Below are 13,408 nucleotides of genomic sequence, written 5' to 3' on the forward strand. Positions count from 1 at the left end.
GAGAGGGGGACTACATTGGTCCTCCGTAAGACATTGACTCTATTGGCGCAATGAATGCGCGCGTACGATGATTGCGCCCCAACCCAACATGCACGCCAGCCCCATGTTTCCCCCGTTGTCGTTCGCGTCCCGGCGTGCCGGGGGCGTGCCGTGAACGCGCGCTGCGTCATGGTGCTCGGCACGACCAGCGGCGCCGGCAAGAGCTGGCTGACCACTGCCCTGTGCCGCTGGCATGCACGCCAGGGCCTCAAGGTCGCGCCCTTCAAGGCGCAGAACATGAGCAACAACGCGCGCGTGGTGGAGGGCGGCGAGATTGGCAGCGCCCAATACTTCCAGGCGCTGGCCGCAAACGCCACGCCGGACGTGCGGATGAATCCCTTGCTGCTCAAGCCCGAGCGCGACACCCACAGCCAGGTCGTGCTGATGGGCAAGGTGAGCGAATCGCTTTCTGCATTGCCGTGGCGGGGCCGCAGCGAAAAGGTCTGGCCGCAAGTTGCGCAGGCGCTGGACGGACTTCGCGCGGAGAACGATGTGGTCGTCATCGAAGGCGCGGGCTCGCCGGCCGAGATCAACCTGATGGGCAGCGACATCGTCAACCTGCGCGTGGCGCGGCATGCCGACGCGCGCTGCCTGCTCGTCACCGATATTGATCGCGGCGGTGCGTTTGCGCACCTGTATGGCACCTGGGCCTTGCTGCCCGTGGAGGATCGGGCGCGGCTGGCGGGCTTCGTGCTGAACAAGTTCAGGGGTGATGCCGCATTGCTGGCCCCTGCGCCCGAGATGCTGAAGGACATGACCGGCATCCCGACCGTAGCGACGCTGCCGATGTGGTGGCAACATGGACTTCCGGAGGAAGATGGCTTGTTCGATGACCGCATGTCCCCAACCCAGCCGTTGCCCACAGGGGCAAGGCGCGAAGATGTCACGGTCGTGGTCTATCCGCGCATCAGCAACCTCGATGAGTTCCAGCCGCTGAAGAACATTTCCGGTGTGCGCCTGCGCTGGGCGCGCAGCGCGGCCGACCTGGCCGATGCCGGCACGCTGATCCTGCCCGGCTCCAAGCACACCAGCAGCGACCTCGCCTGGCTGCGCGCGCAGGGCCTGGATCAGGCCATTGCCGCACATGCCGCAAGAGGCGGTCGGGTGCTGGGTGTGTGCGGCGGCTTGCAGATGCTCGGCGAGGCCTTGATCGATCCGCATGGCGTCGATGGCAACGCTCCGGGCCTGGGCCTGCTGCCGGTGGTCACGCGCTTCGAGCGCGACAAGACCGTGCGCCATCGCACCGCCAGCTTCGGCGCGCTGCGCGGGCCGTGGAGCGCGCTGTCGGGCATTGCGGTGCAGGGATACGAGATCCACCACGGCCAGACGCTCGCGCACACGGCGATGGCCGCGGCAGGCGCCCATGCGCACGCGGTGATGGACGACGGGTTGGCCTGGCAGAACGATGCGGGCAACGTGCTCGGCATCTACCTGCACGGCCTGTTCGAGGATGCCGCCGCGTTGCATGCGCTGTTCGGCGCCGCGTCCCCGACGCTGGACAGCGTGTTCGATGGCCTCGCCGACTACATCGAGCGTCATTTCGACGCGGGCGTCCTGCGCTCGCTCGCGCTGCAAGCACCATGAGGCTCTGGTTGCTGCGCCATGCCCAGACCGACGCCGACCCGGGCGTGTGCTTCGGCTCGACCGATATCAGCGTGTCCGTGGAGGCCACGCAGGCGCTGGCCCGCCAGATCGCGCCGCTGATTCCCGCCGACGCGGTGGTGAGTTGTTCACCGCTGCAGCGCTGCGCCGAACTGGCGCTGGCCATCGAAGCCATCCGGCCCGAGCTGGCCGCCAGCGCCGACACCCGATTGGCGGAGATGGACTTCGGCGCCTGGGAGGGACGCGAATGGTCCGCCATCTCGCGCGCGGAGTTCGATGGCTGGATCGGCAACTTCGCCGATGCCCATCCCGGTGGCACCGGCGAGAGCACCCGCCAGTTCATGCGGCGCGTGGGCGACGCGTTCGACGAATGGCAAATCTCGGAGCGCGACGGTTTCTGGATCACCCACGCGGGCGTCATCCGGGCGACGCAGTTGCTCGCGCGCGGGGTGCGAGTGGCAATGCGTGCCGAGCACTGGCCGCAAGCGCCGATCGAGTTCGGCGAGTGCATCCTGATCGAGGTCTGAGAACCTGTGAATAAATCGGCCATGCACGCTCAGCCCGCCCAAACACACCCACCCGTCGTTGCAAATGCTCGCCGTAGCCCAAGCTACGGCTGTGCTTTGCGCCTAGATTGGGCGCGTTTGGACGAGCTGCTCGCGCACGTCCAATTCATTCACAGGTTCTGACCGGGCGCTTCAGCGACTTTGCTGCCGCCACTCGGCTTTCCACATCCGTTGCAACTCTGACGCGACGGGTGGCGGCGGGTTGCCCACCAGCATGTCGCGGTTCACGCGATGCACCAGTGCGTAGACCACCCCCGTCTCGGGCGCGTAGAGCTGCACGGCGTTGTTGTCGAAGCAGTCGTGATCCTTGCAGAAGGCGTTGAATGCATAGCGTGAGCCGGCCACGTTGACCCAGCGCGGTGGTGGCGCCGGTCCGTTCATCTGCGCCAGCCACGGCTCACGGGCGTCCGCGCCGAGCGCCTTGCGCCAGGTCGCCCTGAAGCTCGGCGAGGCGATGACCATGTCGACGTTGCCGCCGGTTGTCACGGGCGGTGCGGGTGGGGGTGCGGGTCGCGCTGCGGCATTCGGCTGCTGCCCCGCGGCGGGATTGCATGCGCGATAACGCAACTGCTGCAAGCCTGGACCGAGCGCGGCGGCCGTCTTCCCGCTCGCGTTGATCTCGATGAAGCGGCCGCGCGGGTCGCGGTAGATGATGAACAGCAGTTCCGAGCCGCCCCGCACCTCGCTCATCAAGGTCATTTCGTAGTTGCGCGGTGGCGAGTTGCCGAAGTAGGAGGCGGCGGCCTGCGCCTTGCTGCCCGTGAGCCGTTGTCCGTCGCGTTCGACCAGCAGTCCGTCAGGTTCGACCCTCAGCCTCGGCGCAGCGGGGTTCGCGCAATCGGCCGACCAGATGCCGCCGTAGAGGGCCATCACATCCGGCGGCAGGCGTTGTGCCTGCGCTGGCGATGCAGCCAGGACACCGAGCAGGCTGGTTGCCACGGCGATGAATGCACGGTGCGTCGGGAAGGAAGCCACAGGGTTCTCCTGAAATGCCTCCCTGAAGTGCATGCGAACGCAGCCTTGAAGTCAACCGGCTTTTGGCGCTGGCGTCTTCGGCTTGAAGTCGCAATAGGCCGCCACCGCGCACTGCCAGCACTGCGGCTTGCGCGCGATGCACACGTAGCGGCCGTGCAGGATCAGCCAGTGGTGCGCATGCAGGCGGTACTCGAGTGGCACGCGCTTCTCCAGCTTCAGTTCGACCTCGAGCGGCGTCTTGCCGGGGGCCAGTCCGGTGCGGTTGCTGACGCGGAAGATGTGCGTGTCGACCGCCATCGTTGGCTCGCCGAAGGCGACGTTGAGCACCACGTTGGCCGTCTTGCGGCCGACGCCGGGCAGGGCCTCCAGTTCCGCCCGTGTGCGCGGCACCTTGCCGCCATGCTGCTCGACGAGCATGCGGCAGGCCTCGATGAGGTGCTTCGCCTTGCTGCGGTAGAGGCCGATCGTCTTGATGTAGCTCTCCAGCCCTTCCACGCCGAGGTCGAGGATGGCCTGCGGCGTGTTCGCGACCGGATAGAGCTTGCGCGTGGCCTTGTTGACGCCGACGTCGGTGGCTTGCGCGGACAGCAGCACAGCGGCCAGCAGTTCGAACGGCGTTGTGTATTCGAGCTCGGTTTCCGGCGTCGGGTTGGCGGCTTGCAGGATGGCGAAGAAGGGGGCGATGTTGTCTTTTTTCATGGCGTGGGGCGGGCGTTCGGCAGGCCGGATTCGAAGCGTTGGCACTGGGCGCGAACCCCGGCGTCCACCGCGCGCCAGACGCGCTCGGGAAAATCTGGCGGCAGTTCGCGCTCGACGCGTTGCAGTGCGGCCGGGGCGTTGTGCACGAGGTCGCACATGCGCTCGAAGGTGCCGTCCACGCCCGCCTGGGTCGCCAGCGCCTGCCAATGGCGGGTCTGGATGCTCGCCAGGTTGTAGTGCGCGCTTTTCGATCGGAGCGCCATCGCGAGTCTTGCCTTTTGCCACGGCACCTGGCTGGCGCCTTTGCCGATGATGGGCCACGCCGAAATCACGTCGTACAAGGGCGTCATGTCGTAGCCGCCGCCACGGCGCAGGAAGATGGAGTGGTTCTTGGCATGGCCATCGGTCGCGGCCAGCAGCCAGAACGCGAGTTGCGTGAGCACGAAGCGCAGGCGGTCGGCTTGCGCCTCGTCGCTGGCCGCGAGCAGCGACAGGCATTCGCGCATGCCCGGTCCGCCGTCGCTTTCATATTTGCGTTGCGCGGGCGTGCCGGTGGCCTGGCAGAAGTCTTCCTGCGGCAGTCGTGCGATCCAGCGGCCGGCATCCATCCAGCGCCGGTCGAAACGCTCCACGATGAGCGCCTTCTGGTTGTCGAAGTGTCCGATCTCCGTGCCGGCCACCGGAAAACCCAGGGCTGCCAGCAGGCGAGCGCACAGCCACTCGTTTTCGACGGAGTCGGTCATGTTCGCCCGCATGTTGCCGACAAGCCCCAGCGGCAGCTTGAAGATGTGCGTGGTCGGCGTCGCGCCGTGAGGGCGGTGCCAACGGTCGCCCAGGCGCAGCAAGGCGGTCTTCTCCTGCGCGCCGGCGATGGAGATGCGAAGGTCGTCCTCGTCGGCGGCGAGTTGGCCGAGCACCGGATCAGCCGTGACGTTGCGCAGCGTCTGGGCGACCTGGGCATCGCTCAGTGGCTCGCTGTCGATCCGGTCGACGGGACCCGGCGCCTGGCCTGCGGGGAGTAACTGGACCGCGCCCACGCAATCGCGGCCGATGGCCGCCAGCAATTCGGCGGCTTCGATGCTGGCGGCATGAAAGCGCCGGCGCAGGCGCTCGCGGATGCGGTCGCTGTCGGGCAGCAGGTTGTCGAAATAGTCTTCGACGGCAGGCCCGCGCAGTTCCTTCGTGCCTGCCGGGATGGGCAGCGACAGGGACAAGGCCCGGACGTTCGGTGAGCGCAGCCATCCGTCGTCGTAGCGCAGCGCCGGCACGCCGGTACGCGACCAGAACCACGCGCCGACGTATTCGCCGTTCATCCATATGTCGAGTTCGGGGTGTGCCACGCCCTACCAATCCGCCGTTGGCATCTGCGCGGTGACGACCGTCGCGGGCGGGGAGGGCGGCGCCAGCAGCAGGCGTGTGTCGAGCGCGTGCAGTATCTGCATCAGTTGCGCGACGCTGACGGCGCCGGGATCCTTTTCAATGTCGGCGATGCGTGTTTGCTTGACGCCGATCCGCGCGCCCAGTTGCGTCTGCGTCAGCTTTTGCGCCTTGCGCAGCGATTTGAGATGCGTCGACAACTGCGAAGGTGAGTGGACAGGGATTTGCATGGATACCGCTTACGGGTGGTAAATGCACAATATCTCTTCAAGGCGATTTTGTCAAAATATCACTTTTGAGCGATTTACCTTGGATCTGGGATTTCGCCACAATGGCGGACCCTCCAGCGAGAACCTTCCATGCAATTCGCCACCCGCCTCGACAACGTCGAAACCTCCGCCATCCGCGAACTCTTCAAGCTGCTGGGCACGCCCGGCATCATCAGCTTTGCCGGGGGCTTTCCGGACAGTGCGATGTTCGACGTCGAGGGCCTGAAGGAGGCCAGTTCCAAGGCGCTGAACGAGGAAGCGGGCGGGGCGCTGCAATACGGCGCCACCGAGGGCTACGAGCCGCTGCGCACCCAACTGAGCGCCTTCATGAAGACCAAGGGTGTCGAGGTCGACCCCACCGGCCTGATCGTCACCACCGGTAGCCAGCAGGCGCTCGACCTGCTCGGCAAGACGATGATCTCGCCCGGCGACAAGGTCATCGTCGAAGGCCCGACCTTCCTGGCCACGATCCAGTGCTTCCGCCTCTACGGCGCCGAACTCGTCAGCGCGCCCATCGACGCCAACGGCGTGAAGACGGATGAACTCGAAAAGCTGATCGCCGAGCACAAGCCCAAGTTCGTCTACCTGATCCCGACCTTCGGCAACCCGAGCGGCGCGATGCTGAGCCTGGAGCGCCGCAAGAAGGTGCTTGAGCTTGCCGTGAAGTACCAGACGCTGGTGGTGGAAGATGACCCGTACGGCGACCTGTACTTCGGCGAAGCGCCGCCGCCGTCGATCATGGCGCTGACAAAGGACGTGCCGGGCAGTCGCGAACTCGTTGCGCATTGCGGCTCGCTCAGCAAGGTGCTGAGCCCCGGCCTGCGCATCGGCTGGATGATCGCGCCGGCCGAGTTGCTGGCCAAGGCCACGATGTGCAAGCAGTTCAGCGACGCGCACACCAGCACCTTCGCGCAGGCGACCGCCGCGCAATATCTCAAGAGCGGCCGCATGCCGGGCACGCTGGCCCATGTGCGCAAGGTCTACGGGGAACGTGCTGCCGCCATGGGCGCGGCGCTGAAGCGTGAACTCGGCGATGCGATCTCGTTCGAGCAACCCGGCGGCGGCCTGTTCTTCTGGGCACGGCTCACGGGCGCCAACGGCAAGCTGGCGGACGCGAACGTGCTCGCGAAAAGGGCCATCGAAAAGCTCGTGGCTTTCGTGCCCGGCGCGCCCTTCTTTGCCGCGAACCCCGATGTGTCGACGCTGCGCCTGAGCTTTGCCACGGCCAATGTCGAGAAGATCGAGGAAGGCATCGCGCGCCTCGGCAAGGCTCTTTGATTCAGGGCGAGCGGTGCAGGCGCGGTGCTGACAACAAGGCCAGGTTGTCGGTGATCGCTGTGTCGACCTGGCGGTATTTGCCCGTCATCTTCGACAGCGTCATGATGGTCTGAAGCGCCTTCAGGTCCTTCACCGTGGGCGCCACCTTGATCTGCGCGATGGCCGCCGCCGCGTTGCCGCCATTGATCAGCGCCATCACCTTGCCAGCCCAGTCGTTTGCGCGCGCCATGTGTTCACCTGCTTTCTGAAACAACGCCGACTTTACGCGCGGCGTTAGCATGCCCCATGAGAAAAACCTTTCAGCTGCGCCCCGAAGGCAAGCACCCCGACCGCGTCCTCGACGCCGTCAAGCACGAAATCCGCAAGTACATCAAGCGCGAGCGCCGCCGCGAACTGCCCGAAGGCGTCGACTTCTGGGACTTCGACTGCAAGTTCGGCACTGCGCAAGACACCGCCGCCACGGTGCACCTGGCCGAACTCACCGGCCTGATCGACGGCATTGCCAAGGCGGAAGGCCCGCAGTTCTACGTCGAGATCCTGGCGAAGCACGGCCAGCGCACGGCCCGGCCGGCGCCACCGGACACCGAATAGACAGACGCGACAACGGCCGACATACAAATCCGGGCATGTCGGCCTACAGTGAAGCCCCCCAACCACAGGCTTCATCCATGGCGAAATCCGACAAGAGCAAGAAGACCGAACTCATCCAGCGCCGCAAGGCCCCGCTGACCACGCCCAGTGACCTGAAGGCCGGCGCAACGGCCGACATCGCCGCCGCGCTCAACGGCGTGCTGGCCGATGTGTTCGCGCTGTACCTCAAGACCAAGAACTTCCACTGGCACATGAGCGGGCCGCACTTCCGCGACTACCACCTGCTGCTCGACGAGCAGGGTGACCAGCTCTACGCCATGACCGACCCGCTGGCCGAGCGCATCCGCAAGGTGGGCGGTACCACGCTGCGATCGATCGGCCACATCGCGCGCATGCAGCGCATCAGCGACAACGACGCCGACTACGTCGACCCGCTCGACATGCTGGCCGAACTGCGCGAGGACAACAAGACGCTGGCCGCCCGCCTGCGCGAAGCGCACAACGTGACCGACGAGCACCGCGACATCGCGTCGTCGAGCCTGCTCGAGAACTGGATCGACGAGACCGAGCGCCGCACCTGGTTCCTGTTCGAGTCGAGCCGCGCCGGCGTGGCCTGACGAAAAGCTACAGGCGCGCGTCGGCCAGCGCGAGGCCGTGGCGTGCCTCGACCGGCTGGAGCGCCGCGGCGATCGACGGATGCAGGCGCACACCGTTGCGCATCTGCGATTCCCGCCGTGCAAGGCCACCCTGACCCGGCAGTCGCACCGGCTTCGAGGAGTCAACCGGGGCGTTGTCGCGGCATTGCTGCGCGACATGGTCCATCTGGCGCAGGAACGCATCCTTGCCGCCGAATGCGTTCAGGTCGTGCATCGTGACGTAGACGGTGGCGCCCCAGCCTTCCGCCGGGTCGGCGCGGCCGTGGCCCGCGAGGCCGGCCGTGAGCGTCTCGACGAGCAGGGCCATGCCGTAGCCCTTGTGCCCGTGGCTGAGTCCGCCCACCGGAAGCAGCGTGCCCGGCGGCTGATCGAACAGGGCCTGCGGGTTGTTTGTCGGCTTGCCGGTGGCGTCGATCAGCCAGTCCTCGGCAAAGGTCTCGCCGGCCGCGCGCTTGCGATTGCTCGTGCCGTTGGTCGTGATGGAGGCCGAGATGTCGACCATCACGCCGCCCTGCGTCAGCGGAAAGCCCATCGCCAGCGGATTGGGCGTGAACACGGCCCGGGTTCCGCCGAAGGGCGCGACGCTCGCCGTGTTCGGGTCGGAGCAGGCCAGCACCATCAGCATGTCTTCTTCGAGCGCGCGCAGCATGTAGACGGCGAGGCAGGCGATGTGGTGGCTGCGACGGATCACGAGCGAGGCGGTGCCGAGTTGGCGGGCACGCGGCACGAGCAGGTCCATGCCCTGGTCCATGAGCCACGGGCCGGGCAGGCGCATGCCGTCCCACAGCACCGCAGCGGGGCGATCGGACAGGACTGTCGGCGCGCCATCGCGCGTCATGCCACCGGATTCGACTTCCTTCACGTACCCGACGAGCAGTGCGAGGCCGTGCGTGTCGTGGCCGAGCAGGTCGCCTTCGACCAGCGTTCGCGCGACCACGGCGGCCATCGGCGCGGCAAGGCCGGCCTTCTGCAGCAGGGTGTCGGCAAAGGCGGTCAGCGCATCGGCGCGGTAGAGGGGGTTGTTCTCGTTCATTCGGGCTTTCAGATGTGCGAAGCGCCTGGAGGGCAGCGCGGCCTCAGCGGCAGATTTCCAGCAAGCGGTCGAGCCCGCCCTCGTTGATGGCCACCATGGCCTGTTCGCGGACCTTCGGCTTGGCGTGATAGGCGACCGACAGGCCGGCCTCGCCCATCATCGGCAGGTCGTTGGCGCCATCGCCGACGGCGATCGTCTCGGCCGGCGAAATGCCCAGCAGCGAGGCCACTTCGAGCAGCGTGCGGCGCTTCTCCGCGCCGTCGCAGATGTCACCCCACGACTGCGTGACGACGCGGCCGGTGAGCTTGCCGTCGGCTTCGTCGAGCAGGTTGGAGCGTGCGAAGTCGATGCCCAGGCGCTCCTTCACGCGGTTGGCGAAGAAGGTGAAGCCGCCGGAGACCAGCAGCACTTTCATGCCCACGGCCTTGCACGCGTTCACGAGTTCAGCGGCGCCGGGGTTCAGCCTCAGGCGCTCGTCATAGACCTGCTGGAGCGAGGTGACCGGCACGCCTTCGAGCAGCGCGACGCGGCGACGCAGGCTTTCCTTGAAGTCCTTGATCTCGCCGCGCATCGTCGCCTCGGTGATCGCGGCCACCTCGGCCTTCTTGCCGACCGCATCGGCAATCTCGTCGATGCACTCGATGTTGATCAGCGTCGAGTCCATGTCGAAGGCGATCAGCTTGTAGTCGGCCAGTTGCAGGGGCGGGGTGAGGCGCTGGAGGACCAGGCCTGGCGCGGTATTCAGGGTCGTTGTCATTCAGTCGTACCAGTCTTCGAATAAATACGTGTGCGGCACTTATGCCGTCGCCACTTCCGCCTTCTTCGGCTGCCCCAGGCTGCGCAACACATCCCGCACCAATTGCGCCCGGTCCTTCGGCTCCTTCAGCTCTCGCTCGATGCGCAGCTTCTCATTGCCGGCCAGCTTGATGTGCTTGTTCTTCTGGATCAGCTGGATGATCGCGAGCGACTCCACCGGCGGGTCTTTCTTGAAGGTGATGTGGATGACGCCAGGCGCCGCATCGACCTTGACCACGCCATAAGGCCGCGCCAGCACGCGCAAGCGGTGCACGTCGATCAGCGTCTGCGCCTGCGGCGGCAGCTTGCCGAAGCGGTCGACGATTTCCTCCAGCAGGATGTCGATCTGTTCCGAGGTCTTCGCAGTCGCCAGCTTCTTGTAGAACGACAGCCGCAGGTGCACGTCGCCGCAATAGTCGTCCGGCAGCAGGGCAGGGGCGTGCAGATTGATCTCGGTGGTCGCGCTGAGCGGCGAGAGCAAGTCAGGCTCCTGGCCGGCCTTCAGCGCGCGAACGGCTTCGCTCAGCATCTCGTTGTAGAGCTGGAAGCCGATCTCCATCATGTTGCCGCTCTGGTTGTCGCCGAGCACCTCGCCGGCGCCGCGGATCTCCAGGTCGTGCATCGCGAGATAAAAGCCTGAGCCCAGTTCCTCCATCTGCTGGATCGCATCGAGCCGCTGCGAGGCCTGCTTGGTCAGGCCCTCGATGTCCGGCACCATCAGGTAGGCATAGGCCTGGTGGTGGCTGCGGCCCACGCGACCGCGCAACTGGTGCAACTGCGCCAGGCCGAACTTGTCGGCGCGGCTCATCACGATGGTGTTGGCGGTCGGCACGTCGATGCCGGTCTCGATGATGGTCGAGCACAAGAGGATGTTGTAGCGCTGCGCCACGAAGTCGCGCATCACGCGCTCCAGGTCGCGCTCGGGCATCTGGCCGTGGGCGACGGCGATGCGGGCCTCGGGCAGGATCTCCTCGAGCTTCTGGCGGCGGTTCTCGATGGTCTCGACCTCGTTGTGCAGGAAGTAGACCTGTCCGCCGCGCTTCAGTTCGCGCAACACGGCTTCGCGGATCACACCGTTGCCCTCGGTGCGCACGAAGGTCTTGATGGCCAGTCGGCGCTGCGGCGCGGTGGCAATCACGCTGAGGTCGCGCAGGCCTTCGAGCGCCATGCCCAGCGTGCGCGGGATCGGCGTCGCGGTTAGCGTGAGCACGTCGACCTCGGCGCGCATCGCTTTCATCGCCTCCTTGTGGCGCACGCCGAAGCGGTGTTCCTCGTCGATGATGAGCAGGCCCAGGTTCTTGAACTGAACCGATTGCGAGAGCAGCTTGTGCGTGCCGACCACGATGTCGACGGTGCCGTCAGCCAGGCCCTTGGCGGCAGTGTTGATCTCCTTGGTCGAGCGGAAGCGGCTCATCTCCGCGACTTTCACCGGCCACTTGCCGAAGCGGTCGACCAGCGTCTGGTAGTGCTGCTCGGCGAGCAGCGTGGTCGGCGCGAGGAAGGCGACCTGCTTGCCGCCGGTCACTGCGACGAAGGCTGCGCGCAAGGCCACCTCGGTCTTGCCGAAGCCGACGTCGCCGCAGACCAGCCGGTCCATCGGCTGCGGCGAGATCATGTCCTGGATCACCGCGTGGATCGCGGCCTTCTGGTCGGCCGTCTCCTCGAAGCCGAAGTCGTTGGCGAAAGTCTCGTAGTCGCCCGCCGAGAAGCGGAAGGCATGGCCCTGGCGCGCGGCGCGGCGGGCGTAGATGTTGAGCAGTTCGGCAGCGGAGTCGCGCACCTGCTCGGCCGCCTTGCGCTTGGCCTTTTCCCATTGGCCGGAGCCCAGCTTGTGCAGCGGCGCCTCGTCCGCGCTCACGCCGGTGTAGCGGCTCACCAGGTGCAGTTGCGACACGGGAACGTACAGCGTCGCCTTGTCCGCGTATTCGAGGTGCAGCATCTCCTGCAGCACCGGTGAGCCATCGGGGTTCTTGCCCTGGCCCAGATCCATGTTGACCAGGCCGCGATAGCGCCCGATGCCGTGCGCCGAATGCACGATCGGGTCGCCGATGTTCAGCTCGCTCAGGTCCTTGATCAGCGCCTCGACATCGCTGACCTGTTCCTGCTTCTTGTTGCGGCGGCGCGTGGTCGGCGCGCTGGCGAACAACTCGGTTTCAGTGACGAGGTCGATGCCGGCTTCGAGCCAGGCGAAGCCCGACGCCAGCGCGGCAGTCGCGATGCCGATGCGCTCGCCGGTGTCGGCCTGGAACTCGGCCAGCGTGTCGAAGGCCGGCGGGTTCACGCCGCTGGCGCGCAGGAAGTCGAGCAGGCTCTCGCGCCGGCCGGCGCTCTCGGCCAGGATCAGCACGCGCTGCTGCGTGTTGCGCAGGTGGGTTTGCAGCCGCTGCAAGGGCTCTTCCGCACCGCGCACCACCGACAACGGCGGCAGCACTTCGAACTCGGCGAAGGGCGTGACCTCGCCGTCGCCGCTGCGCAGCGCCAACTGCGCATGCGGTTTGGCCCGCGAGTAGAACTGTTCCGCGTTCAGGAACAGGGCTTCCGGCGGCAGCGCCGGTCGCTCGGGGTCGCCTTGCACCAGCCGGTAGCGCTCGCGCGTGTCGGTCCAGAAATGCTGGAACGCCGGCTCCATGTCGCCGTGGAGGACCACGGTGGCGTCGGTGCCGAGGTAGTCGAACACCGTCGCCGTCTCCTCGAAGAACAGCGGCAGGTAGTACTCGATGCCGGCGGTCGCGACGCCGTTGCCCATGTCCTTGTAGATGCGGCTCTTGGTGGGATCGCCTTCGAGCAACTCGCGCCAGCGGCTGCGAAAGCGCGCGCGCGCATCGTCGTCCATCGGGAACTCGCGGCCGGGCAGCAGGCGCACTTCCGGCACAGGGTAGAGGCTGCGTTGCGTGTCGGGGTCGAAGGTGCGGATCGAGTCGATCTCGTCGTCGAACAGGTCGACGCGGAACGGCTGGCTCGACCCCATCGGGAACAGGTCGATCAGCCCACCGCGCACCGCGTATTCGCCCGGTCTCACCACCTGCGTCACATGGCTGTAGCCGGCCAGCGTGAGCTGCGCCTTGAGCTTGGACTCCTGCAGCTTCTGCTTCGTCTTGAAATGGAAGGTGTAGCCGGCCAGGAAGGCCGGCGGCGCGAGGCGATAGAGCGCGGTGGTCGCGGGCACCAGCACCAGGTCGGCCTCGCGCTGGCTGATGCGCCACAGCGTGGCAAGACGCTCGCTGATCAGGTCCTGGTGCGGGGAGAAGCTGTCATACGGCAGCGTCTCCCAATCGGGGAACAGCGCGCAGCGCAGGCCGGGCGCGAAGAACACCAGTTCGTCGATGAGCCGCTGCGCGTCATTGGCGTCGGCGGTGAACACGGCGACGGCGCGGCCGGCCGCTTTCTCGCGTTCGGCTAACCGTGCAATCAGCAGCGCGTCGGCGGAGGAGGGCGGCCGAGGCAGCGTGAAGCGCTTGCCGGCGACGAGGGCGGGGAGATCCATGGCGTAGTGCGAACAATGCAGAACACCCCGCGCCAACGGGCGAG

The 13,408-nt window shown here is 66.7% G+C and carries 13 protein-coding genes; 5 read left to right on the plus strand and 8 right to left on the minus strand.

All coding sequences use genetic code 11. The annotated features are described in order from the left end of the window. Positions 1–150: 150 nt before the first annotated feature. On the plus strand, positions 151–1,623 hold the full coding sequence (locus HCU76_RS21350; protein WP_218510573.1) for a cobyric acid synthase: 1,473 nt from the start codon (positions 151–153) through the stop codon (positions 1,621–1,623). Then, positions 1,620–2,168: a histidine phosphatase family protein gene (locus tag HCU76_RS21355; protein WP_218510574.1), complete on the plus strand. Its 549-nt coding sequence runs from the start codon at positions 1,620–1,622 to the stop codon at positions 2,166–2,168. The genes HCU76_RS21350 and HCU76_RS21355 overlap by 4 nt, the downstream gene beginning before the upstream one ends. A gap of 171 nt (positions 2,169–2,339) precedes the next feature. Here the strand turns inward: HCU76_RS21355 and HCU76_RS37240 are convergent, their stop codons facing one another. The 4 genes from HCU76_RS37240 to HCU76_RS21375 are packed head-to-tail and all read right to left on the minus strand — an operon-like array spanning position 2,340 to position 5,458. Continuing rightward, positions 2,340–3,182 (minus strand): Ivy family c-type lysozyme inhibitor, encoded by an 843-nt coding sequence (locus tag HCU76_RS37240; protein WP_218510575.1) that lies wholly within the window; start codon positions 3,180–3,182, stop codon positions 2,340–2,342. Between the two features lie 51 nt (positions 3,183–3,233). Further along, positions 3,234–3,881, minus strand: coding sequence for an endonuclease III (gene nth, locus HCU76_RS21365; RefSeq protein ID WP_218510576.1), 648 nt, complete (start codon positions 3,879–3,881; stop codon positions 3,234–3,236). After that, positions 3,878–5,221 carry a type II toxin-antitoxin system HipA family toxin gene (locus HCU76_RS21370; RefSeq protein WP_218510577.1) on the minus strand — a complete coding sequence of 448 codons (1,344 nt, stop codon included), beginning with the start codon at positions 5,219–5,221 and terminating at the stop codon, positions 3,878–3,880. The genes nth and HCU76_RS21370 overlap by 4 nt, the downstream gene beginning before the upstream one ends. A 3-nt stretch (positions 5,222–5,224) precedes the next feature. Next, complete coding sequence (locus HCU76_RS21375; protein WP_256354318.1) at positions 5,225–5,458, minus strand: helix-turn-helix domain-containing protein; 234 nt, start codon at positions 5,456–5,458, stop codon at positions 5,225–5,227. 159 nt (positions 5,459–5,617) lie between these two features. Between HCU76_RS21375 and HCU76_RS21380 the strand changes: the two genes are divergently transcribed. After that, positions 5,618–6,805 (plus strand): PLP-dependent aminotransferase family protein, encoded by a 1,188-nt coding sequence (locus tag HCU76_RS21380; protein WP_218510578.1) that lies wholly within the window; start codon positions 5,618–5,620, stop codon positions 6,803–6,805. A 1-nt stretch (position 6,806) separates the two neighbouring features. Here the strand turns inward: HCU76_RS21380 and HCU76_RS21385 are convergent, their stop codons facing one another. Then, positions 6,807–7,034, minus strand: coding sequence for a hypothetical protein (locus HCU76_RS21385; protein ID WP_213954255.1), 228 nt, complete (start codon positions 7,032–7,034; stop codon positions 6,807–6,809). A gap of 56 nt (positions 7,035–7,090) precedes the next feature. Between HCU76_RS21385 and HCU76_RS21390 the strand changes: the two genes are divergently transcribed. Further along, complete coding sequence (locus tag HCU76_RS21390; protein WP_218510579.1) at positions 7,091–7,396, plus strand: DUF6172 family protein; 306 nt, start codon at positions 7,091–7,093, stop codon at positions 7,394–7,396. 77 nt (positions 7,397–7,473) lie between these two features. Next, complete coding sequence (locus tag HCU76_RS21395) at positions 7,474–8,013, plus strand: Dps family protein (protein WP_213954257.1); 540 nt, start codon at positions 7,474–7,476, stop codon at positions 8,011–8,013. Positions 8,014–8,020: 7 nt separating this feature from the next. Here the strand turns inward: HCU76_RS21395 and HCU76_RS21400 are convergent, their stop codons facing one another. From HCU76_RS21400 to mfd, 3 genes are read right to left on the minus strand one after another with little or no spacing between them, the layout of a single operon-like run. Beyond that, positions 8,021–9,085 carry an Ldh family oxidoreductase gene (locus tag HCU76_RS21400; protein ID WP_218510580.1) on the minus strand — a complete coding sequence of 355 codons (1,065 nt, stop codon included), beginning with the start codon at positions 9,083–9,085 and terminating at the stop codon, positions 8,021–8,023. Between the two features lie 43 nt (positions 9,086–9,128). Next, positions 9,129–9,842, minus strand: a complete 714-nt coding sequence (gene serB / locus HCU76_RS21405) for a phosphoserine phosphatase SerB (protein ID WP_218510581.1) — start codon at positions 9,840–9,842, stop codon at positions 9,129–9,131. 39 nt (positions 9,843–9,881) lie between these two features. After that, entirely contained in the window at positions 9,882–13,364 is a 3,483-nt protein-coding gene (mfd, locus tag HCU76_RS21410; protein WP_218510582.1) for a transcription-repair coupling factor, read from the minus strand. Positions 13,365–13,408 lie beyond the last annotated feature (44 nt).

Origin of the sequence: Variovorax sp. dw_308, assembly GCF_019207085.1 — a bacterium.
Lineage (GTDB): Bacteria > Pseudomonadota > Gammaproteobacteria > Burkholderiales > Burkholderiaceae_C > Variovorax.